Source organism: Arthrobacter sp. Bi83, from assembly GCF_918698095.1.
In the GTDB taxonomy this organism is placed as follows: Bacteria; Actinomycetota; Actinomycetes; order Actinomycetales; family Micrococcaceae; genus Arthrobacter.
Window position 1 is genome coordinate 21,000 of record NZ_CAKKLY010000012.1, and the last position, 24,904, is coordinate 45,903.

General features: G+C 65.3%; 19 protein-coding genes and 1 pseudogene. 7 read left to right on the top strand and 13 right to left on the bottom strand.

Annotated elements, in window-relative coordinates:
* Nucleotides 1-523: 523 nt before the first annotated feature.
* Nucleotides 524-2,317 (bottom strand): aspartate--tRNA ligase, encoded by a 1,794-nt coding sequence (gene aspS / locus LQ144_RS07835; RefSeq protein WP_230118016.1) that lies wholly within the window; start codon nt 2,315-2,317, stop codon nt 524-526.
* A 100-nt stretch (nt 2,318-2,417) separates the two neighbouring features.
* Between aspS and LQ144_RS07840 the strand changes: the two genes are divergently transcribed.
* Nucleotides 2,418-3,692: an APC family permease gene (locus tag LQ144_RS07840; RefSeq protein WP_230118017.1), complete on the top strand. Its 1,275-nt coding sequence runs from the start codon at nt 2,418-2,420 to the stop codon at nt 3,690-3,692.
* Nucleotides 3,693-3,695: 3 nt separating this feature from the next.
* Here the strand turns inward: LQ144_RS07840 and hisS are convergent, their stop codons facing one another.
* Nucleotides 3,696-5,048 carry a histidine--tRNA ligase gene (hisS, locus tag LQ144_RS07845; RefSeq protein ID WP_230118018.1) on the bottom strand — a complete coding sequence of 451 codons (1,353 nt, stop codon included), beginning with the start codon at nt 5,046-5,048 and terminating at the stop codon, nt 3,696-3,698.
* A gap of 258 nt (nt 5,049-5,306) precedes the next feature.
* Here hisS and LQ144_RS07850 point away from each other — a divergent pair, with 258 nt between their 5' ends.
* The 3 genes from LQ144_RS07850 to LQ144_RS07860 all read left to right on the top strand — a co-directional run bounded on the left by LQ144_RS07850 (nt 5,307) and on the right by LQ144_RS07860 (nt 8,631).
* Nucleotides 5,307-6,107, top strand: a complete 801-nt coding sequence (locus LQ144_RS07850) for a peptidylprolyl isomerase (protein WP_230118019.1) — start codon at nt 5,307-5,309, stop codon at nt 6,105-6,107.
* A 70-nt stretch (nt 6,108-6,177) separates the two neighbouring features.
* The gene (locus LQ144_RS07855; protein ID WP_230118020.1) at nt 6,178-7,827 is read left to right on the top strand and encodes a DUF349 domain-containing protein; all 1,650 of its coding nucleotides are present in this window, start codon (nt 6,178-6,180) and stop codon (nt 7,825-7,827) included.
* A gap of 87 nt (nt 7,828-7,914) precedes the next feature.
* A complete protein-coding gene (locus tag LQ144_RS07860; protein WP_230118021.1) occupies nt 7,915-8,631 on the top strand; it encodes a type IV toxin-antitoxin system AbiEi family antitoxin in 717 nt (238 codons plus the stop codon).
* Here the strand turns inward: LQ144_RS07860 and LQ144_RS07865 are convergent.
* The 9 genes from LQ144_RS07865 to pdxT form a co-directional block, all read right to left on the bottom strand.
* Nucleotides 8,512-10,905, bottom strand: coding sequence for a bifunctional (p)ppGpp synthetase/guanosine-3',5'-bis(diphosphate) 3'-pyrophosphohydrolase (locus tag LQ144_RS07865; protein ID WP_230118022.1), 2,394 nt, complete (start codon nt 10,903-10,905; stop codon nt 8,512-8,514). The genes LQ144_RS07860 and LQ144_RS07865 overlap by 120 nt on opposite strands.
* Before the next feature lie 148 nt (nt 10,906-11,053).
* On the bottom strand, nt 11,054-12,067 hold the full coding sequence (secF, locus tag LQ144_RS07870) for a protein translocase subunit SecF (RefSeq protein WP_230118023.1): 1,014 nt from the start codon (nt 12,065-12,067) through the stop codon (nt 11,054-11,056).
* Entirely contained in the window at nt 12,067-13,824 is a 1,758-nt protein-coding gene (gene secD / locus LQ144_RS07875) for a protein translocase subunit SecD (protein ID WP_230118024.1), read from the bottom strand. The genes secF and secD overlap by 1 nt, the downstream gene beginning before the upstream one ends.
* A 111-nt stretch (nt 13,825-13,935) precedes the next feature.
* The gene (gene yajC / locus LQ144_RS07880) at nt 13,936-14,319 is read right to left on the bottom strand and encodes a preprotein translocase subunit YajC (protein WP_230118081.1); all 384 of its coding nucleotides are present in this window, start codon (nt 14,317-14,319) and stop codon (nt 13,936-13,938) included.
* Between the two features lie 245 nt (nt 14,320-14,564).
* Complete coding sequence (ruvB, locus tag LQ144_RS07885; RefSeq protein WP_230118025.1) at nt 14,565-15,653, bottom strand: Holliday junction branch migration DNA helicase RuvB; 1,089 nt, start codon at nt 15,651-15,653, stop codon at nt 14,565-14,567.
* On the bottom strand, nt 15,646-16,290 hold the full coding sequence (gene ruvA, locus LQ144_RS07890; protein ID WP_230118026.1) for a Holliday junction branch migration protein RuvA: 645 nt from the start codon (nt 16,288-16,290) through the stop codon (nt 15,646-15,648). Before ruvA ends, ruvB begins: the two co-directional genes overlap by 8 nt.
* A gap of 81 nt (nt 16,291-16,371) precedes the next feature.
* Entirely contained in the window at nt 16,372-16,950 is a 579-nt protein-coding gene (ruvC, locus tag LQ144_RS07895) for a crossover junction endodeoxyribonuclease RuvC (protein WP_230118027.1), read from the bottom strand.
* Nucleotides 16,947-17,702 carry a YebC/PmpR family DNA-binding transcriptional regulator gene (locus LQ144_RS07900; RefSeq protein ID WP_230118028.1) on the bottom strand — a complete coding sequence of 252 codons (756 nt, stop codon included), beginning with the start codon at nt 17,700-17,702 and terminating at the stop codon, nt 16,947-16,949. The genes ruvC and LQ144_RS07900 overlap by 4 nt, the downstream gene beginning before the upstream one ends.
* A gap of 3 nt (nt 17,703-17,705) precedes the next feature.
* The gene (gene pdxT / locus LQ144_RS07905) at nt 17,706-18,428 is read right to left on the bottom strand and encodes a pyridoxal 5'-phosphate synthase glutaminase subunit PdxT (protein WP_230118029.1); all 723 of its coding nucleotides are present in this window, start codon (nt 18,426-18,428) and stop codon (nt 17,706-17,708) included.
* 91 nt (nt 18,429-18,519) lie between these two features.
* Between pdxT and LQ144_RS07910 the strand changes: the two genes are divergently transcribed.
* Complete coding sequence (locus tag LQ144_RS07910; RefSeq protein ID WP_230118030.1) at nt 18,520-19,812, top strand: Mur ligase family protein; 1,293 nt, start codon at nt 18,520-18,522, stop codon at nt 19,810-19,812.
* Nucleotides 19,809-20,579: a glutamine amidotransferase gene (locus tag LQ144_RS07915; protein WP_290369729.1), complete on the top strand. Its 771-nt coding sequence runs from the start codon at nt 19,809-19,811 to the stop codon at nt 20,577-20,579. The genes LQ144_RS07910 and LQ144_RS07915 overlap by 4 nt, the downstream gene beginning before the upstream one ends.
* 22 nt (nt 20,580-20,601) lie before the next feature.
* Here the strand turns inward: LQ144_RS07915 and LQ144_RS07920 are convergent, their stop codons facing one another.
* Nucleotides 20,602-21,870 carry a CapA family protein gene (locus tag LQ144_RS07920; RefSeq protein WP_230118031.1) on the bottom strand — a complete coding sequence of 423 codons (1,269 nt, stop codon included), beginning with the start codon at nt 21,868-21,870 and terminating at the stop codon, nt 20,602-20,604.
* A 94-nt stretch (nt 21,871-21,964) separates the two neighbouring features.
* Between LQ144_RS07920 and LQ144_RS07925 the strand changes: the two genes are divergently transcribed.
* Nucleotides 21,965-23,977: a M3 family metallopeptidase gene (locus LQ144_RS07925; protein WP_230118032.1), complete on the top strand. Its 2,013-nt coding sequence runs from the start codon at nt 21,965-21,967 to the stop codon at nt 23,975-23,977.
* A 75-nt stretch (nt 23,978-24,052) separates the two neighbouring features.
* On the opposite strand, the pseudogene pdxS reads toward LQ144_RS07925, so the two are convergent.
* Nucleotides 24,053-24,850 (bottom strand): annotated as a pseudogene (gene pdxS, locus LQ144_RS07930) (pyridoxal 5'-phosphate synthase lyase subunit PdxS); the annotation flags it as partial.
* Between the last annotated feature and the right edge of the window lie 54 nt (nt 24,851-24,904).

Consider the following 24,904-nt stretch of genomic DNA (forward strand, 5'->3'; position numbering starts at 1 on the left):
CGCAGAGTCACGCCCGTGTCGCATCCGTTCATCGGCAATACTGTGGTTCCCGTCACATCACACTGGCACTCTGGCTGGAGCGCGGCCGCCAATACAGGCGGCGCCCGTAAAAATGCCTGCGCTGAGCGCAGTCAGGAAGGAGATGCCAGTGTCCGCACTTACTGGCCCTCAAACGCCGCCCGTGCAAACGTGGCCAGAATTTGACGCAGCTGCCGGAGAAATGCCGGTGCAGTCCCCCAACCATCACGAACTGGCCGCCTGGCCTTGGTTCGGTCTCCACTGCCCGAGTGAGACGGCCTAGCAGCCGGAACCGGCCCTCCTGAGAGGGGCCCGCCGATACACTCACCCGTGTCGTGGCGCTCCGGGGCAGGCCACGCCGCGTCCATCAGCATTTTCAGCGTGGGCAAGGGGATCGGATACGCCACGGTTTCCTTTTGCAGAGAGACACCAACTGTCGAGAGACGCCAACGGCTCCCTGGAATTCCAGGGAGCCGTTGGCGCGGGCGCCGGCGGTGCCGGCCGCCTACTTCTGTTCGGGTTTGGCGGCCTCGGCCTTCTTGGCCTCAGCCTTGAAGTCGACGCCGGCTTCCTTGCGCTGCTGCGGCGTGATCGGCGCGGGAGCCTGGGTCAGCGGGTCGTAGCCGTTGCCGGTCTTCGGGAAGGCGATAACGTCGCGGATGGACTCCACTCCCGCCATCAGGGCGACCACGCGGTCCCAGCCGAAGGCAATGCCGCCGTGCGGAGGTGCACCGAACTTGAAGCCTTCCAGCAGGAAGCCAAACTTAGTCTGCGCATCCGCACGGTCCAGGCCCATCAGCTCGAAGACCCGTTCCTGGACGTCGCGCTCGTGGATACGGATGGAGCCGCCGCCGATTTCGTTGCCGTTGCAGACGATGTCGTACGCGTAAGACAGGGCCGACTCCGGGTCCTTGTCAAACGTGTCGAGGAATTCGGGCTTGGGGGAGGTGAAGGCGTGATGGACGGCCGTCCACTTGCCGGCACCCACGGCCACGTCGCCGGAGGCCACCGCTGCGGCGGCCGGTTCGAACATCGGTGCGTCCACCACCCAGCAGAACGCCCAGTCAGTGGGGTCGATCAGGCCGGTGCGGTGGCCGATTTCGACGCGTGCCGCACCGAGCAGTGCGCGGGACGGGGTCTTCTCGCCGGCGGCGAAGAAGATGCAGTCACCGGGCTTGGCGCCTACGGCGTCGGCCAGGCCGGCGCGTTCGGTCTCCGTGAGGTTCTTGGCCACCGGACCGGCGAGCTCGCCGTCTTCCTTAAACAGGACATATGCCAGTCCCTTTGCACCGCGCTGCTTAGCGAATTCCTGCCAGCCGTCCAGGGTACGGCGCGGCTGGGAGGCGCCGCCGGGCATGACCACGGCACCGACGTAGGGCGCCTTGAAGACGCCGAAGTTGGTCTCCTTGAAGAACTCGGTCAGCTCGGTCAGCTCCTGGCCGAACCGCAGGTCCGGCTTGTCAGAGCCGTAGCGGGCCATGGCGTCCGCGTAGGTGATGCGCTGAATCGGCGTCGGGATTTCGACGTCGATCAGCTTCCACAGCGCCTTCACGATGTTTTCGCCCAGGGAGATGATGTCGTCCTGGTCGACGAAGCTGGCCTCGATGTCCAGCTGCGTGAACTCCGGCTGGCGGTCCGCGCGGAAGTCTTCGTCGCGGTAGCAGCGGGCAATCTGGTAGTACTTCTCGAAGCCGCCCACCTGCAGCAGCTGCTTGAAAAGCTGCGGCGACTGCGGCAGCGCGTACCAGGATCCCGGGGCCAGGCGGGCGGGGACCACGAAGTCGCGGGCGCCTTCCGGCGTCGAACGCGTCAGTGTGGGGGTTTCGATTTCAACGAAACCCTCCTTGTGAAGGAGTTCTCGGGCCACGCGGTTGGCCTCGGAGCGCAGGCGGAGGTTGCGGCTGGGGCCCGGGCGGCGGAGGTCAAGGTATCGGTGCTTCAGGCGTGCTTCCTCCCCCACTTCCACGTGCTCATCGATCTGGAAGGGCAGCGGGTCCGCGGTGTTGAGGATAACCACCTTGTCCGCCATGACCTCGATCTCGCCGGTGGCCAGCGCCGGGTTCTCGTTGCCCTCGGGGCGCTTGGACACCGTGCCGGTCACCTGCAGCACGTACTCGTTGCGCAGGCCGTGGAAAACCTCTTCTTCGCGGACCACAACCTGCGCGACGCCCGAGGCGTCACGCAGATCGACGAATGCGACACCACCGTGATCACGACGGCGGCCGACCCAGCCAGCCAGGGTTACGGTTTGTCCAATGTGCTCGGAGCGAAGGGATCCGAGGTCATGTGTGCGCAGCACAGCATTCCTTTCAGAAGGAAGACAGAAACGAAGTTGAATTAGGATCGTTGCGGGAACGATCCCGTCCGAGTTTACCCGTTGGAAAGGTCCCTGCCCCGCCATGACCAGGCATGAGCAGCTGCAGCGCAGGCTGGGTGTGTTCGACGCGACATCGATCGGACTCGGATCCATGCTTGGGGCCGGTGTCTTCGTGGTTTTTGCCCCCGCTGCCGGCCTGGCCGGAAAACTGCTCGTTGTTTCCATCGTCATCGCCGGGGCGGTCGCCTATTGCAACGCTGTGGCGTCCGCCCAGCTCGCGGCCAAGTACCCGCAAAGCGGCGGCACGTACATTTATGGCCGCCGGCAGCTGGGCGAATGGCCGGGGTTCCTCGCGGGATGGGCTTTTGTGACCGGCAAGACAGCCTCCTGCGCCGCCATGGCCCTCACGTTCGGGCAGTATGTCGCGCCGGGCTACGCCACGCCTGTAGCCGTCGCCGCGGTGACGGTGCTGACCGGCATCAATCTGCTGGGCATCACCCGGACGGCATTGCTGACGCGCATCCTGCTGGGCCTTGTGCTGGCCACCCTGGCCTTTGTTGCCGCGGCGGCCATCATCGGTCCACATCCTGCTGGTCCATATCCTGCCGGTGCTGTGTCCGCGGCGGATGTCGGCAGCGCCTGGGGCATCCTTCCCGCCGCCGGCCTGGTGTTCTTCGCGTTTGCCGGGTATGCACGGATTGCCACCCTCGGCGAAGAGGTGAAGGATCCGGCGAGGGTGATCCCTCGGGCCATCCTGGGCGCCCTCGCCGTGGCGTTTGCCATCTACCTGGGTCTGGCAGTGCTGCTTCTGGCCCACCTCCCGTTGGCACAACTGGCCTCATCGGCGGCCCCGCTTCTCGAAGCCGTGACCCACTCGCGGCTGGCTGCCGGCGCCCCCTTCGTGCAGGGCGGAGCTGCCGCCGGGTCCCTCGGAGCACTGCTGGCGCTCATTACCGGGGTAGGGCGCACGGCGATGGCCATGGCCCGGGAACGTGACCTGCCGGGTCCGCTTGCCCGGATCGGCGGACGCCACACGGTGCCCTTCGCCGCCGAACTGGCCGTGGCCGCCGTCGTGGTTTTGCTGTTGCTGACCAGCAGCGTGCTGACGGTGGTGGGTTTCTCCAGCTTCGGCGTACTCGTGTACTACGCCGTGGCCAATGCAGCGGCCTACACGCTCCGGGAGCGTCCCGGGCACGCACCGAAATGGCTCAATGCTGCCGGACTCGTGGGCTGCCTTGTCCTGGCCTTCACGCTGCCGCCGTCATCGGTCCTGGCCATGGCCGGCGTGTTGGCGGCGGGGGTCGCCGCCCGTGCGGTGGCGCTGCGGCTGCGCCGGAGGCTAGCCAGCAAGCGCTGACCGCTATTCAGGCGACACGCCGGTGACCTGGACGTGCAGGTCCTCGTCCGACGGCGTCCACGTCGCCGGATCGGCGTCGACCTGCACACCGGAGCGGATGTCCTTGACCTGGTGTTTGCCGTCGTCGTCGGTGAACCAGACAAACGGGATGCCGCGGCGGTCAGCAAACTTGATCTGCTTTCCGAACTTCTCGGCCTTGGCGGCGACTTCCGTGGCGATGCCCCGGCTGCGCAGCTGCGTGGCGACGTCCTGGGCCTCCCCCCAGGTGTCGTCGGCGTTCAGCGCGACCAGCACCGCCGTGGGCACGGAGCGGGAGGCCTTCGCGAGGTCCTGGCTGAGGATGCGCGAAACCAGCCGTGTGACCCCGATGGAGAGCCCGACGCCGGGGAACTTCCTGTTGCCTTTGCTTGCGAGGGCGTCATACCGGCCGCCGGAGCAGATGGACCCGAGCTGCTCGTGGCCCACGAGCACGGTTTCCACCACCGTGCCGGTGTAATAGTCCAGCCCTCGGGCGATGCTCAGATCGGCGACAACCTTGCCCGGAGCGCGCTTCACCGCCGCCTCGATGACCTGCTCAAGCTCATCCAGGCCCTCCTCGAGGAGCTCATTGCTCACGCCCAAGGAACGGACCTGCGCCACAAAGGACGTGTCCTCGGTCCGGATGCCGGCAAGCTTCAATGCCGCCTGAACCTGGTCATCCGTGGCGCCCAGCTCGGTCTTGAGGAGTTCGGCCACTTTGTCCGGGCCGATCTTTTCCAGCTTGTCGATGCTGCGGAGCACGCCGGCCGTGTCCGCCAGGCCGACGCCGCGGTAGAAACCTTCGGCAAGTTTCCTGTTGTTAATGCGGAGGCGGAAGTCCGGAATGGGGAGGGCGCCCAGCGCCTCGGCGATGACCAGCGCGATTTCGACGTCATAACGGAAGGGCAGGTCGCCGTCCCCCACCACGTCGATGTCTGCCTGGGTGAATTCGCGCGCGCGGCCCTCCTGCGGGCGCTCACCACGCCATACCTTCTGGATCTGGTAGCGCCGGAACGGGAACGCGAGATAGCCGGCGTTCTCCACGACGTAGCGCGCAAACGGAACCGTCAGGTCAAAGTGCAGGGCAAGTGCGTGGGGATCGTGCTTGCCTTTGCCTTCTTCGCCTTCGTCGTCCTGAAGCCGGCTGAGCCCGTATACCTCTTTGTCGATGTCGCCTTTGCGCAGCAACTGGCCCACGGTTTCAACCGCGCGCGTCTCAATGGAGGAAAAGCCATGGAGTTCAAAGGTACGCCGCAGGGTGTCCAGGACATGCTGCTCCACCAGCCGTTCCTCGGGAAGCCACTCGGGGAATCCGGACAGGGAGGCTGTGCGTGCCATGGTGGAGTTTCTCCTCAGGTAACCGACGACCGGAGTCCGCTGCGCAGTATTCCACGTCGCCATTTGGATCAAAAAGCGGCGGCAAGGGCGGGAGTCCAAGCTGTCATGCATAAACTATGTGCGGCAGTCAGTTTATGCTTTCGGCGCCGGCATCTCTAATGCGGCCGCCGGACCGTATGCTCTGCCGCTGTGCAGTTGCAGCCGGGGATGCCTTAATCGGGCGGCCCTGGCCGGCAGCCCGATCAACGAGGAGGACCTGTGGCGGCCAGTCCACGCGAAACGCGTGAAGCCAAGCGGCGCATCCAGCAGATGGAAGCCAAGCGCGAGCTTCGACGGGACCAGGAGAAGCGGCGAAGGCGGGACAACCTGATTGCGGGCGGCGCCGGAGCGGCGGCGGTGATACTCGCCGTCGTGCTTCAAATGGCGGTTTTTTCCGCAAACCCGACCGAAGAAGAGTTCGCGGCCGCGGAAGCAGGGCTGAACTCCCCCTCAGCTTCGACGTCCGCCGCGGCCACCAACGCCCCCAACATCCCCAAGCCGGAATCGGCCGCGGGCAAGGTGTTCACTGGCGCGCTGAAACTCAGCCGCGGAAGCCTGGGCGTCCAGCTGGACGGTACCAAGGCGCCGCAGGCCGCCGCCGTCTTCAAGTCCCTTGCCGGCTCGGGCTACTACCAGGGCGTCAGCTGCCACCGCCTCACCATCGCGGACAACTTTGGCGTCCTGCAGTGCGGCTCCAAGACCGGAAACGGGCAGGGTGACCCGGCCTATACCTGGGGTCCGCTGGAAAACACTCCGGCGGACAACAAATACCCGGCCGGCACCATCGCGGTGGCCCGCACCGCCGGAAATGCCTACGGCAACGGCACCCAGTTCTTCATCGTGTACAAGGACACGGTAATTCCAGCCGACGCCGCCGGCGGTTATACGGTGGTGGGCAAAGTGACCTCGGGGCTGGATGTAGTCACGAAGATTGCGGCCGCGGGTCTTAAGAAGGGCGAAAACGCCACCGACGGCGCGCCTGCGGAACCAGTCACGATAGACTCGTTCTCTCTGAAGTAAGAAGCCCGCGTCCCAGGCGGCCAACGGTGTATTACGAGAGTATTTTCCTCCAAGCGAAAGACTTTTAGCGGTGACAGACAGTCAGAAATCCGACGAAACAGCAGCAGCAGACCTGATCGAGGTTCCGGCCCCTCCGGCCGAGCCCGCGGAGGCAGCTGCCGAAGGTACCCAGGCAGAAGAAGCACAGCCGGAGAGCGCAGAGACGGAGGGGGCTCCGGCCGAGGAAGCACCTGCTGAAGAGGCGGCTGCTGAGGCGGCCGAGGAAACCGCAACTGAGCAGCCCGCAGCGGAGGAAACCCCGTCTGAGCAGCCAGAAGCTGAGCAGCCCGTCGAAACTGAGGCAAGCGCTCCTGCTCCGCATCCCGTGCCGGCTCCCCGTCCGGCGCCGTCACCTGCAGCATTCGCTGCACGCCCCAAGGCAGGCCCCGCAGCCAACGTGGTGCCTGTTGCCGCGCCTTCCGCCACATCGCTCGCGGAAGCAGCCCGCTGGGGCCGGGTGGAAGGGGACGGTCACGTCTTCCTGACCATCGACGGCGAGGAACACCCTGTTGGTCAGTACCCCGATGTCAGCAACGACGAGGCCCTCGCCTACTTCGCCCGCAAGTATGACGACATCGTGGCCCAGATTGTCCTGCTGGAACAGCGGGTTGCCTCCAAGGCGCCCACTACGGACATGCAGAAGACCGTTACGCACCTGCGCGAGCAGCTCGCTGAGCGGAACATGGTGGGAGACATCCGCGCCGCCGAAGGCCGTCTGGACACGCTGTCCACGCAGATCACCGAACTCGAAAAGACCGAAAAAGCCCAGCATGACGCCGTCCGGGCAGCCGAGCTTGCCGCCCGGGAGGCCATCGTCGCCGAGGCCGAAGCCATTTCGGGAACCGATCCGGCGCAGATCCAGTGGAAGACTTCCAGCGCCAGGATGAACGAGCTGTTCGAAAGCTGGAAGACAGCGCAGAAGAGCGGCATCAGGCTGGGCCGGAGCAATGAGGACGCACTCTGGAAGCGGTTCCGGGCTGCCCGGACGGTTTTTGACCGTCACCGCCGTGCCTACTTCTCCCAGCTGGACAGCAACAACTCGGCCGCCAAGTCCGCCAAGGAAAAGCTAATCACCGAGGCGGAAGCGCTGTCCTCGTCCACCGACTGGGGATTCGCCGCCGGCGAATACCGCCGCCTCATGGACGAGTGGAAGGCATCACCACGCGCCAGCCGCAAAGACGACGACGCTCTCTGGGCCCGCTTCCGCGCCGCCCAGGATGTTTTCTTTACCAACCGCCAGGCTGCTAACGATGAGATTGACCAGGAATACGCCGCAAACCTGAAGGTGAAGGAAGCCCTCCTCGAGGAGGCCAACACTATTCTTCCCGTCAAGGACCTGGGCGCCGCCAAGAAGGCTCTCCAGTCCATCCGCGACCGCTGGGAGGATGCCGGAAAGGTGCCCCGCGCGGACATGGGACGCATCGAAGCCGGTCTGCGCCGGATTGAGGATGCCGTCCGCCAGGCCGAGGACGAAAACTGGCAGCGTTCTAACCCCGAAACCAAGGCACGCACGAACAGCGCGCTGAGCCAGCTAGAGTCGGCAATCGCCGGACTCAAGGACGACCTGGTGAAGGCAGAGAAGGTAGGCGACCAGCGCAAGATCAAAGCCGCCCAGGAAGCCCTCGACGCCCGCCAGGCCTGGCTCGACCAGATCCAGCGGTCGGCCAGCGAGCTTTCCTAGTCAGTTTTTTGCAGGCCCCGCCCCGGTTATCCACATAGCCGGGTCGGGGCCTGTCCTCGTTCCGGGCCATTCCGGCAGGATTGCTGGATGACCCCGATATCGCGTCGGCCCGTCGCGGGGCCCGGCCAGCACTCCCCCGCACACCTGCTGGACCTCTATGCGCCGGGACAGCTGTTTTCCTGGCCCGAGTTGCAGTCCATGGCCGCCGACGGCGTACTGACCCACCTGTACCAGCATGGCTATACGCTGCCGGGAGCACCCTCTTCGCCGCAGCTGCGCGCGCGAGCCGCTGCGTTGGCCGTGCCGCCAGCCATCCGGCAGCGTGTGGTCGCAGGACGGATGACAGCCGCCTGGATCTACGGCTGCGCCCGTGAACCGGACCGCTTGGCCCTCCTGGTGGATGCCAAACGTCGGATCTCCAGCCTGCGGTCCACCCGCGGCTGCACTCTCCACGAGGTCCGGCTCGGCCCCTTCGACGTGGTCAGCCTGGGTGGCCTGATGGTTTCAAGCCCGCTGCGCACCGCGCTGGACGTCGCATTGCATGTCGACGCCGAGCGCGCGGTCCCCGCGCTGCGCCAGCTGCTGGAGCGGCCCGAGCTCGATGTCCGGCTCCGGCTCCTCTGCCTGGCCGTGGAGGCGACGCCCAGATTGCCCCACAAGAAGGCAGCGCTGGAAAAGCTCGCCCTAGCTTCGCCGGCGGTTACCCGTGGTCCGATAGACATCGAAGACGCCGTCGATCCTCCGGACGGCGCTCAGGACGTGGCTCAGGTACTTGGGGTCGCCCATCTCGAAGGCAAACTTTGAGATGGCCACACGGTCGGTTGACGTGTGGACGCTCGCGGCGAGGATGTTCACGTGATTCTCGGACAGAATGCGGGTGACGTCGGACAGGAGCGACTTCCGGTCCAGTGCCTCCACCTGGATTTCCACGAGGAAAACGCTCGACTGGGTCGGAGCCCAGTCAACGTCCACAATCCTGTCGGGCTGGTCCTTGAGGTCGGAGATGTTGGTACAGTCCGTCCGGTGCACGGAAACACCCGAACCGCGCGTGACGAACCCGAGGATGGGGTCCGGCGGCACGGGGGTGCAACAGCGGGCCAGCTTGACCCACACGTCCCCCACACCGCGGACCACCACACCGGAGTCCGAGAAGCGGGCCTTGCTGACCTGCGTGGGAATGCTGACCTCGGTGAGGTCGTCGTCCGGGGTTTCGTTCCCGCCGAGGCTCTCGATGAGCTTTTCCATGACGGACTGCGCCGAGGTGTGCCCGTCTCCCACGCCCGCGTACAGCCCGGAGATGTCCACATATTTGAAATCCTCGGCCACAGCCGCGAGGGCATCATGGGTCATGAGGCGCTGCAGCGGCAGGTTTTGCTTCCGCATGGCGCGTGTCAGCAGTTCCTTGCCGCGGTCAATGGCCTCCTCGCGACGCTCCTTGCTGAACCACTGGCGGATCTTGTTCCGTGCGCGGGCGCTTTTGACGAAATGCTGCCAGTCCTGGCTGGGTCCTGCCCCTTCGGCCTTCGAGGTGAAGATCTCCACCCAGTCGCCGTGGTTGAGCTCGCTGTTGAGCGGCACCAGTTTTCCGTTGACTCTGGCCCCGATGGTCCGGTGGCCCACCTCGGTGTGCACCGCATAGGCAAAGTCCACGGGCGTGGATCCTGCCGGGAGCGCCATGACCTCGCCCTTGGGCGTGAACACGAAGACTTCCCGGGCGTTGATTTCGAAGCGGAGCGAATCCAGGAATTCACCGGGGTCGGACGTTTCCTGCTGCCAGTCCACCAGTGAACGGAGCCAGCCCATGTCGCCGTCGCGGGGACTGCCTGGCCCGGTGGCGGTGCGGTTCGGCTGGTCCTTGTACTTCCAGTGCGCCGCCACACCGTACTCGGCGCGCCGGTGCATCTCGTGCGTGCGGATCTGAATCTCGACGGGCTTGCCGCCCGGGCCGATCACTGTCGTGTGCAGCGACTGGTACATGTTGAACTTGGGCATGGCGATGTAGTCCTTGAACCGCCCGGGCAGCGGGTTCCACCGCGAATGCAGGGTCCCCAGCGCCGCGTAGCAGTCCCGGACGGAGTCCACCAGCACGCGGACACCCATGAGGTCGTTGATGTCGTCGAAGTCCTTGTCGCGGACAATCATCTTTTGGTAAATCGAGTAGTAGTGTTTGGGCCGGCCGGTAATGGTCGCCTTGATCTTGGCCGTGCGAAGATCGTCGGCAATCTGGTTCCGAATGACGCTGAGGCTCTTCTCGCGCTCAGGCGTCCGGTCACCCACCATGCGCACGATTTCCTCGTACACCTTGGGGTACAGCGCGGCGAAGGATAGGTCCTCGAGTTCCCACTTGATGGTGTTCATGCCGAGGCGATGCGCCAGCGGCGCGAAGATTTCCAGTGTTTCGCGGGCCTTGCGCGCCGAGGATTCCGCGGAGACGAAGCGCCACGTCCGCGCGTTGTGCAGCCTGTCCGCAAGCTTGATCATGAGGACCCGGATGTCCTTGGCCATCGCCACGACCATCTTGCGGACCGTCTCCGACTGCGCGGCCTCGCCGAAGCTGACCTTGTCCAGCTTGGTCACGCCGTCCACCAGCATGGCCACTTCTGGGCCGAAGTCTGCCTTCAGGTCGGCGAGGGTGTAAGGCGTGTCTTCCACGGTGTCGTGGAGCAGTGCAGCCGCCAGCGTGGTGCCGCTAAGCCCGAGTTCCGCGAGGATGGTGGCCACGGCTACCGGGTGCGTGATGTAGGGATCGCCGCTCTTGCGCTTCTGTCCCCGGTGGCTCTGCTCCGCGACCACGAAGGCGCGCTGGATGAGGTCAAAGTCCTCTTTGGGGTTGTTAGCCCGGACTGTCCGGAGCAGGGGCTCCAGGATGGGCGAATACGTCGCAGTGCTCCGGCCAGTCAGCCTCGCGAGCCGGGACCGGGTACGTTCACGGCGGCCAGGAAATGTGGGGCGCACGCCCGAGTTGTCCACCGGAACACCCGGACCGGGACGTCCGGCAGCCACCAGACCAGTCGGCGGGCCCTGGCCCGGACCGTTATCCCCGGCAGCCTCTGGCGCCGACGTCGAACGTTCTTCCAATGAAGCACCCCTCACGACCCATTTAATTATTCCAGTCTATTCCCGCCGCGGGCCTCCTCAATAACCGGGACGCTTCCCAGGGCCGGGACCCGACGCAAAAAGGCCGGACGCCGTCATCATGACGGCATCCGGCCTTCAGCTATCGCTGCTACGCCTTGGCTGGCTCGGCGGTGACCTTGGCGGCACTGTCTGCGCGCCGGTGCTCCACCCGTTGGGCCTGCTTGACGAGCAAAGGTTCTTTCTGGCGCAGCAAGGCATACATCGGCGCGGCGATGAAGATCGTTGCGGCCGTGCCGATGAGGATCCCGACGAACAGTGCCAGCGACAGGTCACGGAGAGTTCCGGCACCGAGCAGTCCGGCACCGATGAACAGGATCGCACCCACGGGCAGGATGGCCACCATCATGGTGTTGATGGACCGCACCAGGGTCTGGTTGACCGCCAGGTTAACCTCTTCGGCAAACGTCCGTCGGGTGGAAGACTCGAGGTCCGCCGTGTTCTCGCGGATCTTGTCGAACACCACCACAGTGTCGTAGAGCGAGTAGCTGAGCACCGTCAAGAAGCCGATGATTGCCGAGGGTGTGACCTCGAAGTCACTCAGGGCATAGACGCCGGCCGTGATGAACATGGTCACGAGCATGCCCGAGATTGCCGAGAGCGACATCTTCCAGGTCCTGAAGTACAGGGCCATCAGGATGGTGGCGAGGGCCACGAACACCACGAGGCCAATCAGGGCCTGCTTTGTGACGTCAGCACCCCATGTGGGACCCACGAACGTGGACGTCACCTCGTTGTCCGTGACGCCGTACGCCGAGGTCAAGCCCTGCTTGATCTTGATGGTTTCATCGTCGGTGAGCTTGTCCGTCTGGATCCGCATCGTGTTGCCGGCGACGTTCGCCACCCTGGGGACGCTTCCCGCCACAACATCGTGCACCGCTTTTTCGCCCAGCGTCGCATCAGTGGTCTTGACGTTGGACACGGTGAATTCCGAGCCGCCGCGGAATTCAATACCCAGGTTGAACCCGCCCTTGGCGACCGGGATCAGAATGGACAGTGCAACGGCGGCGGCGGCAATCAGGAACCAGATCTTCTTGGAACCGACAAAGTTGTAGGAACGCTTGCCCGTGTAGAGCTCATTACCGAATTTGGCGAAACTGGACATTACTTGCCTTCCTTGGCCGGGCCCTTGGAGGAACCCGCAAGCTGGTCCTGCTGCTCAGCGCGGCGGCGTTCAGCGATGGTCATCCGGCGTTCCGCCTCAGCGGCTGCGCCCGTGTTCTTAGCCCGTACCACAGACGGCTTGTCGTCCGGCGTCCGGATCCTGCCGGCGCCCCGGTACAGCGGAACCGCGCCGAGACGCTCAGGGTCAAGGCCGGAGAACTTGTGGCCTTCGCCGAAGAACCGCGTGCGAGCCAGCTGCTGCAGCGTCGGGTGCGTGAACATGAACACGACGATGAGGTCAGCGATGGCTGTCAGGCCAAGGGTGAACGCAAAGCCCCGGACGTTGCCCACGGCCACGAAGTACAGCACGAGCGCCGCCAGGAGGTTGACAGCCTTGGAGGCAAGGACTGTGCGCTTGGCCCGCTTCCAGCCGTTTTCCACGGCGGAAACGAGGCCGCGGCCTTCACGCAGCTCATCGCGGATGCGCTCGAAGTAGACAATGAACGAGTCCGCGGTCTGGCCGATGGACACGATGATGCCGGCCACACCGGCGAGGGACAGCCGGTAGTTTTCGGTCCAGCCGAGGATGGCAATGGCCAGGTATGTCAGGGCACCTGCCACCACAAGGGAGGCGATGGTGACAAATCCGAGGGCGCGGTACTGGAACAGGGAGTAGACGACCACGAGCAGGAGCCCGATCAGGCCGGCCAGCAGACCCATGCGTAGCTGCTCGCCGCCGAGAGTCGCCGAGATCTGCTGCTCGCTCTGGATGTCGAAGCTGATCGGCAGGGCACCGAAGCGCAGCTGGTCGGACAGCGCCTTGGCTGACTTCTCGGTGAATCCGCCGGTAATCTGCGGACGGCCGTCGGTGATGACCGCCTGCGACCGCGGCGCGGAGATGACCTGGTCGTCCAGGACGATGGCGAACTGCGATTTCGGGTCCGAGCCGGTTTCCCCGCCGGCCGTCACATAGAACTGGTTCAGGCGCTCGGTGACCTTCTTGAACTTGGCCGTGCCCTCGCCGTTGAACTGGATATTAACGGCCCACTCATTGGTGACGGCACCCTGCGCGCCCTGCTGGAGCTGGAAAGTGGACCCCTGGATCTCCACGCCCTTGACCTCCACGGGGCCCAGGATGTATTTGATCGCGGGGGTCTGATCGGTGGCAGGCTCGCAGGTCACCAGCGGCTTGGCGGGATCGGAGCGCTGCTGCTTGTCCTGCTCCGGCTTGGCACAGTCGAGTGCCTCGAACTGCTTCTGGACGTCGGCCGTAATCCAGTTGGAGTCACTGCCGTTCTGCGGCTTCGCTGTGGGCTTTGGCAGTTTTGCCGCCGGGGTGCGCTGCGCTGCGGGAACCGCCGCGCCGGGGCCCGTTACCAGAACGGGGCGGAAGTTCATGTCCGCGGAAGCCTGAATCAGGGCACGGGTCTCTGCGGAAGGGGTTCCCGGGAGGCTGACCACCACGTTGCGGCCGGACTGGGTGCTGATTTCAGCTTCCGCCACGCCCGAGCCGTCCACGCGCTGACGGATGATCGCCACGGCCTGGTTGAGCTGCTCCTCGTTGATGTCCGAACCGCCCTCGACCTTGGGCGCCAGGATCATCTGGGTACCGCCTTCAAGGTCTAGCGCGAGCTTGGGTGCCCAGCTTGCCTTTCCGGCCATGGTGCCGCCCGCAAGGACGGCCGTCAGGACAGCCAGGATTACGCCAAGCCAGACCAGCACCCGGAGGGATGGTTTCTTGCGGCCAGTTCGTGCCATTGTCGATCTTTCTATTAATTACGGAGGAGCCGACGGTGCGGGTCAGACACGCTCCGGCGGCCGCCCGCAGCCGTAGATTTGGTACTTAGCGGGACAGAACGCGGCGGCGGACTAAATGTCCTTTTTACCCTCATCGTTGAGGCGCTTCAGGGTCTCGTCCGGGGTTTCGTTGACGGCCGCAGCGCTTCCGTCATCATCGGCGGTGAGGGACGACGCGTCGTCGGGAACTGCCTGCGTCTCGGCAGCGGGCTCGACGATCTTGGTGACGGACTGGCGGTGGACAGTGGCCACGTTGCCCGGTGACAGTTCGAGAAGAACCTTGTTGTTTTCGTCGTCGATCGACACGATGCGGCCGTAGAGGCCGAAACTCGTCATGACCTCGATGCCCGGCGCAAACTGCGACTGGAGCGTGGCCTGCTGCTGCTGTGTCTTCTTGTTGCGGCGGAACATCATGAAGATGAAGAGGCCGAGCATGACGAACAGCAGGATGGTCATGATGTCGATGCCGCCGCCTGCCTGCGGCTGGGTCTGGGCAGAAATATGTCCGAACACAGGGTAGTTCCGTTCTGTACTTGCATAGCTGGTTGACGGCAGCGTCCGTCCCGCACCGCGTTCTCGGGCCAACTCAATGGCCGGCAGCGGCGGCCTGTTGGGGCCAACCACGTAAACAAGACACGAAAACAAAGACACGGACGTGCCGAGCGTCATTCCAGTCTAGAGGGAAAGCTGGAAGGACGCTGCTATTGCGTGCTGGAAACCCGTTCGGACGCTGTTTGTTCATCAGCCGCACCGTCGTCGAACAGGTCCAGGGTCTCCTGCCCGAACACGCCGGCGGGAACGGCGAAGCCCAGATGGGTCCAAGCCGGGGCCATGGCAATACGGCCCCGGGGCGTGCGCCCCAGCAGTCCCTCGCGGACCAGATACGGTTCCGCCACAGTCTCGACAGTCTCCGGTTCTTCCCCCACGGCGATGGCCAGAGTCGACAGGCCGACGGGCCCGCCGCCGAACTTGGTGATGAGCGCCTCCAGGACCGCCCGGTCCAGGCGGTCCAGCCCGCGTTTGTCCACCTCGTACATGTCCAGGGCGGCGGACGCCGACCGGGCGTCAATCTGTTCGATCCCGTGGACGAGTGCCCAGTCCCTGACACGGCGCAGCAGCCGGTTGGCTATGCGCGGAGTACCCCGTGATCTGCCCGCGATTTCGCTGAAGCCCGCGGAGTTCACCTTGAGGTCGAGGAGTCCGGCCGATCTGCGCAGCACGAGCTCGAGCTCTTCGACGGAATAGAACTCCAGGTGCCCCGTGAACCCGAACCTGTCGCGCAGCGGCCCCGGCAGCAGCCCGGCGCGGGTGGTGGCACCGACCAGGGTGAAGGCCGGCAGCTCCAGCGGGATGGCCGTCGCACCGGCCCCCTTGCCCACCACAATGTCTACGCGGAAGTCCTCCATGGCCATGTAGAGCATTTCCTCCGCAGGCCGGGACATCCGGTGGATTTCATCCAGGAAGAGGACCTCGCCCTCGGAGAGGGAAGAAAGGATGGCAGCAAGGTCGCCGGCGTGCTGGATGGCGGGGCCGCTGCTGATCCGCAGAGGGGCATTCATTTCCGCGGCGACAATCATGGCCAGGGTGGTTTTGCCCAGACCCGGCGGACCGGAGAAAAGCACGTGGTCGGCGCTGCGGCCCCGCATGCGGGACGCCTGCAGCACGAGGGAGAGCTGCTTGCGGACCCGGTGCTGGCCCACGAAGTCGTGCAGGTTCTTGGGCCGCAGGGCGGCCTCGATAACTCTTTCCTCGGGTTCCTCTCCCCCGGCCACGAGGGACGGTTCAGCCACGGCTGCCTACCCTGTTGCCGGCGCGGGCGCCGTCCTGGCCAAGCCAGCGCAGGGTGGTCCGCAGGATCTCGGCCACGTTGCCCTGGTCTGCCAGGTCAGGTGCATCGGCCAGCGCCTTGTCGATGCTGCCAGTGGCGTCCTTTTCGGACCAGCCGAGGCTGGTCATGGCAGCGACCACCTGCGGCTTCCAGACCGACTCGCCGGACGGCGACGGGGCCGAACTCGGCGCCGTGCCGTGGGGCACGAGCTTTCCGGCCAGTTCCAGCACGATGCGGCCGGCAACCTTCGGGCCGATGCCTGGAACCTTGGTGAATGTCTTGCTGTCACCGGTGTGTGCAGCCACCCGGATCGCTTCCGGGTCATGGACGGCAAGGACCGCCAGGGCAAGGCGCGGACCCACGCCGCTGACGCTGAGCAGGACGTCGAAGACCTCGCGTTCGTCGTCGCTGGCGAAGCCGAACAGGGTCAGGGAATCCTCCCGCACGATCAGGGATGTGAAGAGCTTCCCTTCCTCGCCCGTGCGGAGCCTGCTGAGGGTCTGCGGCGTGGCGTGGACACTCATGCCGGCGCCGTTGAGATCGATCACGGCGGTGGACAGGCCAACGTGCGCTACGGTTCCGCGGAGAAAACTTATCAAGGCCGAGCTCCTGAACTACCGCCGGCCCAAGACCGACTATCCGAACATATCTACGAATACCCTAGCAAGGGCCCCGGACAATCAGCGCGCACGGCGCGCCTTGGCCTCCGCCTCGGCCCAGGCGCGCTGGGCCGGAGTCAGCGACTGGCTGCCCGGGCCGGTGGTGGCAACCGTGGCCCCGCTGCCGGCCCGCCACGCATGCGTGATGGCGAGGGCAAGCGCATCGGCGGCGTCGGCGGGACGCGGCGGGGAGTCCAGCCGCAGAATCTTGGTCACCAGTTTGGTGACGGCATCCTTATTAGACGTTCCGCTGCCCGTCACCGCCGCTTTGACTTCCGACGGCGTGTGGAGCGCCACCGGGATGCCCCTCCGGGCGGCCGCGGCAATCACGACGCCGGAGGCCTGGGCCACGCCCATGACCGTGCTGACGTTGAGCTGGGAGAAGACCCGCTCCACCGCCAGCACGTGGGGTTCGTACCGGTCGAGCCAGTCATCGATGGCGAGGGCGATGACAAGGAGGCGCTGGTCCAGCGTCTCCTCTGGGGACGTCCCCACCACGCCCACCGCCACCATGGTGGCGCGGCGGTTCTTTTCGACGTCCACCACCCCGATGCCGCACCGTGTGAGGCCCGGATCGACGCCGAGGACGCGAAGGGTCACTCGGCTTCCAGTGCGGCCTGCACTTCGTCGCTGAGGTCGGCGTTGCTGTAAACGTTCTGGACGTCGTCAAGCTCTTCCAGGGCGTCAACCAGCTTCATGAACTTCTTGGCCGCATCCAGGTCGAGGGGCACCTCCATGGACGGAACGAATTCTGCCTCATCGGTGTCGTATTCGATGCCGGCTTCCTTGAGGGCGTCACGGATGGCCTGCAGGTCTGTCGGCTCCGAGTGGATCTCAAAGGTCTCACCGTTGTCCTTGACTTCCTCGGCACCGGCGTCCAGCACGGCCATCAGAACGTCGTCCTCGCCGAGGCCGTTCTTGGGCAGGGTCACCACGCCCTTGCGGGAAAAGAGGTAACTGACAGAACCGGGATCGGCGATGGTGCCGCCGTTGCGGGAAATGGCGAGCCGGACCTCGGACGCGGCACGGTTCTTGTTGTCCGTGAGGCATTCGATCAGCAGCGCAGAACCCTGCGGGCCTCGGCACTCGTACATGATCTCCGTGTAGTCCACGACTTCGCCGGTGAGGCCTGCGCCGCGCTTGATGGCACGGTCGATATTGTCGGCGGGGACCGAGGTCTTCTTCGCCTTCGTTACTGCCAGTTCCAGGCTGGGGTTGCCGGCCAGGTCCGGGCCGCCCATGCGTGCCGCGACTTCGATGTTCTTGATCAGCTTGGCGAACGACTTTGCCCGGCGGCTATCAAGGATGGCCTTCTTGTGCTTGGTCGTTGCCCATTTGGAGTGGCCTGACATGCTTTACGCTTCTCCTCTGATCATGCGGATAAAAAGTTCATGTACGCGCTTCTCCCCCGTCACTTCCGGGTGGAAGGAGGTGGCCAGCAGATGGCCGGAACGCACTGCAACAATTCTAGCTGTCCCTTGCAGATCGGCTGTGTGAGAGGCGTGGGCAGGATCCGCCGGCTCCACCTGGGCCAGCACGTCGACGCCGGGTCCTACGCGCTCCACCCACGGTCCCCGGATGAACACTGCGTGCACGGGCGCCACGCCATTTTCGGTGGCGCTGAAGTCCAGGCCCTTGAAATCCAGATCGGTCTCGAACGATTCGCGCTGGCGGCCGAACGCGTTGCGCCGCACAGTGATGTCGAGTCCGCCGAAGGTCTGCTGGGGATTTCCGGCGAGATCGGTGGCGGGGTCGGCAATGTCATCGGCGAGCAGGATCATTCCGGCACAGGACCCGTAGACCGGAAGGCCATCCGCAATGTGCTTGCGGAGCGGTTCGGCGAGTTCGAAGGCCCGCGCAAGCTTGTCGATGGCGGTGGATTCGCCGCCGGGAATAATGAGCCCGTCCAGTCCGTCAAGCTCCGCGGGCCGGCGGACTCCGACGCCGGTGGCACCGGCCGCTTCGACGGCACGAAGGTGCTCGCGGAAATCGCCCTGGAGCGCCAGGACGCCGATGCGCAAGCCAGAACCGGCACCCGGGGGAACGCGGGGAACCGCGGCAGAAAGGGGATTGGTCATCCAAATATCATAGTGTCCCGGATGCCGGGCGACGCCCCCGCCCGCCCTGCCTGGCCTCATTGCATGCCGCTGCTGGGATATATTACAGAGCATGTTTTCCTTCAGCGTTCCGCTCGGCAAGCTCGTCCGCCGGGTTTCCCGGCTCAGGGGCGGAGGCTCCGCTCTTCCCGGGCTTGTGGTCGAAAAAATCGATCCAGGCTTCATGCAGCGAACACTGTCCACGCTCCCTCATGGCGTGGCGGTGGTGAGCGGAACCAACGGCAAGACAACAACCACCAAAATGGTGGTGGAGCTGCTGGAAAGCCAGGGGCTGAGGGTCTTCACCAACCGCACCGGCAGCAACTTCACCAGAGGCGTGGCCGCCGCACTGCTGGGCGAGGTGGACTGGCGCGGCCGCCTCGAGGCGGACATCGCCGTGCTTGAGCTCGACGAGGCCCACGCCGTGCACTTCGTCAACCGGGTTCCGCCGCGGTTCAGCCTCCTGCTGAACGTGCTGCGCGACCAGCTGGACCGCTTCGGGGAAATCGATAAGACCGCCCAACTGCTTCAGCACATCGCCTCCAAGACCACGGGGACTGTGGTCCTGAACCGTGAGGATCCGCGTGTAGCCAGGATCGCCGCGACCCTGGACGGCCCCGAGGTCCGTTACTTCGGACTGGACGACTCCCTCCTCAGCACCTTCCCCAACGACGACGAACTCCGCGCCGGTCCCGGCAGCCCCGCACCGGCGGCCCTGCCGCAAAAGCCACCTGCCGACGTCGTCCTTCGACGGGTGGGGGCGGACAACGCCGATTTTGAGTACGACGGCGCCACGGTCACCACCGGGATGAAGCTCCGCGGTGTTTACAACATCTTCAACGCGGCCGCGGCCCTGACCCTGGCACGCAGCATCTGCGGCGGGGGCTCGGCGGCGCCGGACCACGCCGCACTGCTGACGGCCCTGTCCCAGGTGGCGCCGGCCTTCGGCCGCGGTGAGAGCCTCGTCGTGGACGGCCTCCCCTTGGACCTCGTGCTGGTCAAGAACCCGAGCGGTTTCCGGCTGGGCCTCCAGTCCTTCCCGGCGGGCGGCTACGCCACCATGATCGCGATCAACGACAACTACGCGGACGGCCGCGATATGTCGTGGCTGTGGGACGTGGATTTTGAGTCGCTGCGGGAGGACGGTGTGGACCAGCTGACTGGCTCCCGCGCTTACGACATGGCACTGCGGCTGCAGTATGACGAGGTCAGCATCAGAGCAGTGCAGACGGACATCGCCCCCGCGCTGGCCGACTTCATCCGGAACGCCCAAGGCAAGCCGAAGCGCGTCTTCTGCACCTACACTGCCATGCTCGCCATCCGCCGCGAACTGTCCAAAATCACCACAGTGGAGGTAGTCTCTTGACCGCCGATTCGGGACACGCTCCCCCGACAACCCCGTCCGCGGACGCCAGCAAAGGCACCATCCGGGTCCTGCAGCTGTATCCCCGCGACATGAACATCTACGGCGACTGGGGCAATGCCCTGGTCCTGCAACAGCGGCTGAAATGGCACGGCTACACTCCGGAACTGCTTGAGTACAACGTGGGGGACGAATTCCCTGACGATGTGGACCTCATTGTCGGCGGCGGCGGGCAGGACAGCGGGCAGTTGGTCATTCAAGACGACCTGCAGTCGCGCGCGGAAACCCTCAGGGGCCTCGCGGAGGACGACACGCCCATGCTGCTGATCTGCGGGACGTACCAGCTGTTCGGGCGCTTCTTCAAGACACGTTCCGGGTCGGTCATTCCCGGCATCGGTGTCCTTGACGTGGAAACGCACGGCACGGATGAACGGCTGATCGGCAATGTCAAGGTCACAACGACGGAGTTCGGCGAGGTTCTCGGCTATGAGAACCACAGCGGCCAGACCACTCTCGGCCCGGGCGTGGCGCCGCTTGGCACCGTACCCAAGGGAACCGGCAACAACAGCAAAGACGGGCAGGAGGGCGCCCGCTACCGCAACATCGTGGCGAGCTACCTTCACGGATCGCTGCTCCCCAAGAACCCGGCCATCGCTGACTACCTGATCCGGACCGCCGTCGAACGCAAGTATGGGAGCTTCACGCCCGGCGGACCGGATGACCGCTATGCGGTTCTTGCCCGCGAGCACGCAATCCGCCGTCCGCGTTAGGCGGGGCGCCCGTCCAAGCGGGTCAGCGCCCCTTGCTGATGAGCAGTTCGTGGGCCCCCGCCGCGGCGGCACCCATCGACTCCACCACCGATTTGGTCCGCTGCCGCGTCTCGGCGTCCGCCGCCGGGCTGGCACAGACGCCCTGCGGCGCGTCCGAAGCCACTGAACACCAGCGGTAGGGAGCATTGACAATGACGGACGGCGCCCAGCCCAGGTCAGAGGCTGTCCATTTTCCCGTGGCGTCCTGGCTGAACTGGGCGCGCACGAGCAGCCCCTCGTTGTTGACCACGTAGGTGGGCGAAAGTTCCGTCACTCCGTTGCCCAGGCCGTATACAATCCAGGTGCCCTTGTATTTCTCAATGGGCAACACCGAGTGCGTGTGGTGGCCGTAGACCATGGTGAACTGGCCGCTGTCCACCAGGGCGTGCGCCACCTCCTGCTGCTGCGCATTCGGTGCGCTGGCATACTCGTCACCAGCGTGCATGACGCCCAGCACAATATCGGCGCCGAGTTTTCTGGCCTTCTTCGCCTTCGCGATCATGGCCGGGGCGTCGAGCATGTCCACCTGCCAGGCCTGCTCCGGGATCTGACCGTTCAGGCCATAGGCGGCCTCAATGACGGCAACCTTTGCGGCCGGCGTCTGCAGGATGAGGACGCCCTGGGACTCCACGGCCGTCCGGTACGACCCCGTGTGCTCGAGCCCCGACGCGTCGAGGACGTCCAGCGTCCGCACGAGTCCCTCCGTGCCCTGGTCAATCGTATGGTTGCTGGCCGTGGTGCACGCGCGGTAGCCCACCGCCTTAGACGCGGCGATGATCTGTGGCGGCACGTTGAAGGAGGGATAGGCGGAGAACGGTCCCTGCGGAAGCGCCACAGGCGTTTCCTGGTGGCAGATGGCGAGATCGCTCTTGTCGATATACCGCCGCTGCCCCTCCAGCAGCGGACCGAAGTCAAGACCCTTGGCGCCGGCTGCCAGTGCGTCCTGCCGTGCCTGCTCCCACAACTGGGCATGGACCAGCATGTCGCCGGTGACCAGGACGGACGTACAGCGGATCGCGGTGCACGCCGGGCCGGCGCCCGGCGTCGGGGTCGGTTTGGGCGTAGGGGCGGCGGCGGACGCGGCCGAACTGCCCGGCGCCGCGCTGGCGGTGTCCGGGGGGCTGGCCTGCCTGGTGTCCTGAGGCCTGCCTTGTTCGGCAATCACGCCGCAGGACGCCAGTGATGCAACAAGTGCTGCCGCGGCGGCAGCACGGGCCGTCCGGCGGAAGAGTACGCTCCCTGTTTTCCCCATGGCCGCAATCCTACGGCGGGCCCCTGACGGAACCTGCACTCAAAACACGGTGGACACCATTGAGAACGCGTCTCCTGCATGAAAGTGTTGCTTCATGACTAATCCACTGCTGAGCCCGAGTGAACTGCCGTTCGGGCTGCCGCCGTTTGCGGACATAACAGACGCCCACTACGCCGAAGCTGTCGATGCCGGTCTGGCCGAACACCTGGCTGAGATCCAGGCCATTGTGGACAACGCCGCGCCGGCCACCTTTGAAAACACCGCCGTGGCCATGGAACGGTCGGGAGGCCTGCTCCAGCGTGCTGCCGCGTCCTTCTTCACACTGGTATCGGCAGACGCCTCGGACGCCATCCGCGACCTCGAAACCGAGCTCTCTCCCCGCTTTGCCGCCCACCAGGATGCCGTCTACCTCAACCGCGGACTCTATGAGCGCTTCGCCGACATCGATACGGAGGGCCTCGACGCGGAGTCGGCGCGGCTCGTGGAGGAATACCTCAAGGAATTCCGCCAGTCCGGGATCCAGCTGGACGACGCCGGCCAGGAGAAGCTCAAGTCACTGAATGCGGAACTTTCCCGGCTGGGCACGGAATTCGGGCAGCGCGTCAAGGAAGGGATGAAGTCGGCAGCCCTGCTTCTGGACGATGCCGGGGACCTGGCCGGCCTGCCGGCGGATGAGGTCGCCAGCGCCGCCGAAGCAGCCCGCGTGGCGGGCCACGAGGGCAAATTCCTCCTGACCCTCATCCAGCCGAGCAACCAGCCCGCCCTGGCAGCTCTGGAGAACCGCGAGGTCCGCCGCCGCCTGCACGAGGCCTCCGTAGCCCGGGGAAGCAGCGGAGGCAGCCTTGACGTCCTCGACCTCGTAAAGTCCATGGTGCAGCTGCGTGCCGAGAAGGCTGAGCTTTTGGGTTTCGCCAACTACGCCGAACTCGTGGTGGACCGGCAGACCGCGCCGGACTTCGAGGCGGTGCGGACCATGCTCAACCGGCTGGCCCCGCCGGCCGTCCGGAACGCTGACGCCGAAGCCGCCGCCCTGGCCGAGAGCGCCGGGCACCCGCTGGAGGCCTGGGACTGGTCGTATTACTCCGCCAAGGTGCGCCTGGAACGCTACTCCGTGGACGAGCAAGCCATCCGGCCCTACTTCGAACTGGACCGGGTCCTGGTGGACGGCGTATTTTTTGCCGCGACGTCGCTTTACGGCATCTCCTTCCAGGAACGCAAAGACCTCGCCGGCTACCACCCGGACGTCCGCGTCTGGGAGGTGCGCAACGAGGACGGCACCGAACTGGGACTCTTCCTGGGCGACTATTACACGAGGGAATCCAAGCGCGGCGGAGCCTGGATGAATTCACTGGTTGAGCAGTCTGATCTCCTTGGCGCCAAACCTGTGGTGATCAATAACCTGAACATCTCCAAACCGCCTGCCGGGGAACCCACGCTGCTGACGCTGGATGAAGTCCGCACCACCTTCCACGAATTCGGGCACGCCCTGCACGGGCTGTTCTCCCGTGTCACCTATCCGCGATTCTCAGGGACCAACGTGCCCCGTGACTTCGTGGAATACCCGTCCCAGGTGAACGAAATGTGGATCATGTGGCCCGAGGTCCTGGCCAATTACGCCCGCCATCACGCCACCGGAGATCCACTTCCCCAGAACATTATCGACAGGCTGAATGAGTCCCGGCTGTGGGGCGAGGGCTTTGCCACCACGGAATACCTCGGCGCCGCCCTGCTTGATCTGGCCTGGCACGTGCTGGATCCCGGCAGCGTTCCGCAGGACGCGCAGGAGTTCGAGGCGAAGGCCCTGGCCGCAGCCGGAGTCGCGCACGCCCTCATTCCGCCCCGGTACCGGACCGGCTACTTCCAGCACATCTTCGCTGGGGACGGCTACGCGGCCGGCTACTACTCGTACATCTGGAGTGAGGTGCTCGACGCCGAAACGGTGGACTGGTTCAGTGAAAATGGTGGCCTCACCCGTGCCAACGGCGAGCGTTTCCGCAATGATCTCCTGTCCCGCGGGAACAGCAGGGACCCGCTGGCGTCCTTCCGCACGCTCCGCGGCCGCGACGCTGCCCTGGAGCCGCTCCTGAAGCGCCGCGGCCTGGAATAAGAACATCGATTGCTCCGCAACTGCCCTTTTCGACGCTCTAAAGGGCAGTTACGGACCAATCGACGGGCAAAGCAGTACGACGGCGGCCGCACGCTGGGCGGGGTTGCCGGACTTGAAGATGCCGGATCCGACGAACACGCCGTCGGCGCCGAGCTGCATCATCATGGCGGCGTCAGCCGGGGTGGCAATGCCGCCAGCGGTGAACAGCACCACGGGGAGCTTGCCGGTGGTGGCGATTTCCTTGACCAGTTCGTACGGGGCCTGCAGTTCCTTGGCCGCGACGTACAGCTCGTCCTCGGGGAGGGCGGCGAGCTTGAGGATCTCGGCGCGGATCTGGCGCATGTGCGTGGTGGCGTTGGAGACATCTCCGGTGCCGGCCTCGCCCTTGGAGCGGATCATGGCCGCGCCCTCGTTGATGCGGCGCAGGGCCTCACCGAGGTTGGTGGCGCCGCAGACGAAGGGAACGGTGAAGTTCCACTTGTCGATGTGGTTGGTGTAATCGGCCGGGGTCAGGACCTCGGACTCGTCGATGTAGTCCACGCCGAGCGACTGCAGGATCTGCGCCTCGACGAAGTGGCCGATGCGGGCCTTGGCCATGACCGGGACGGAGACGGCGTCGATGATCTTGTCGATCATGTCCGGATCGGACATGCGGGACACGCCGCCCTGGGCGCGGATGTCGGCCGGAACGCGCTCAAGCGCCATGACAGCAACGGCACCGGCGTCTTCGGCGATGCGGGCCTGTTCGACGTTGACGACGTCCATGATGACGCCGCCCTTGAGCATCTCTGCCATGCCGCGCTTGACGCGGTTGCTGCCCGTGACGCTGTTGGCGGACGAGCCGGCTTCGCTGCTTACATCAGGTGTAGACACAAAAACCCCTATGGGTAGATAGATGACCTTCGCCGGGAGTGCAGGTGGCACGGC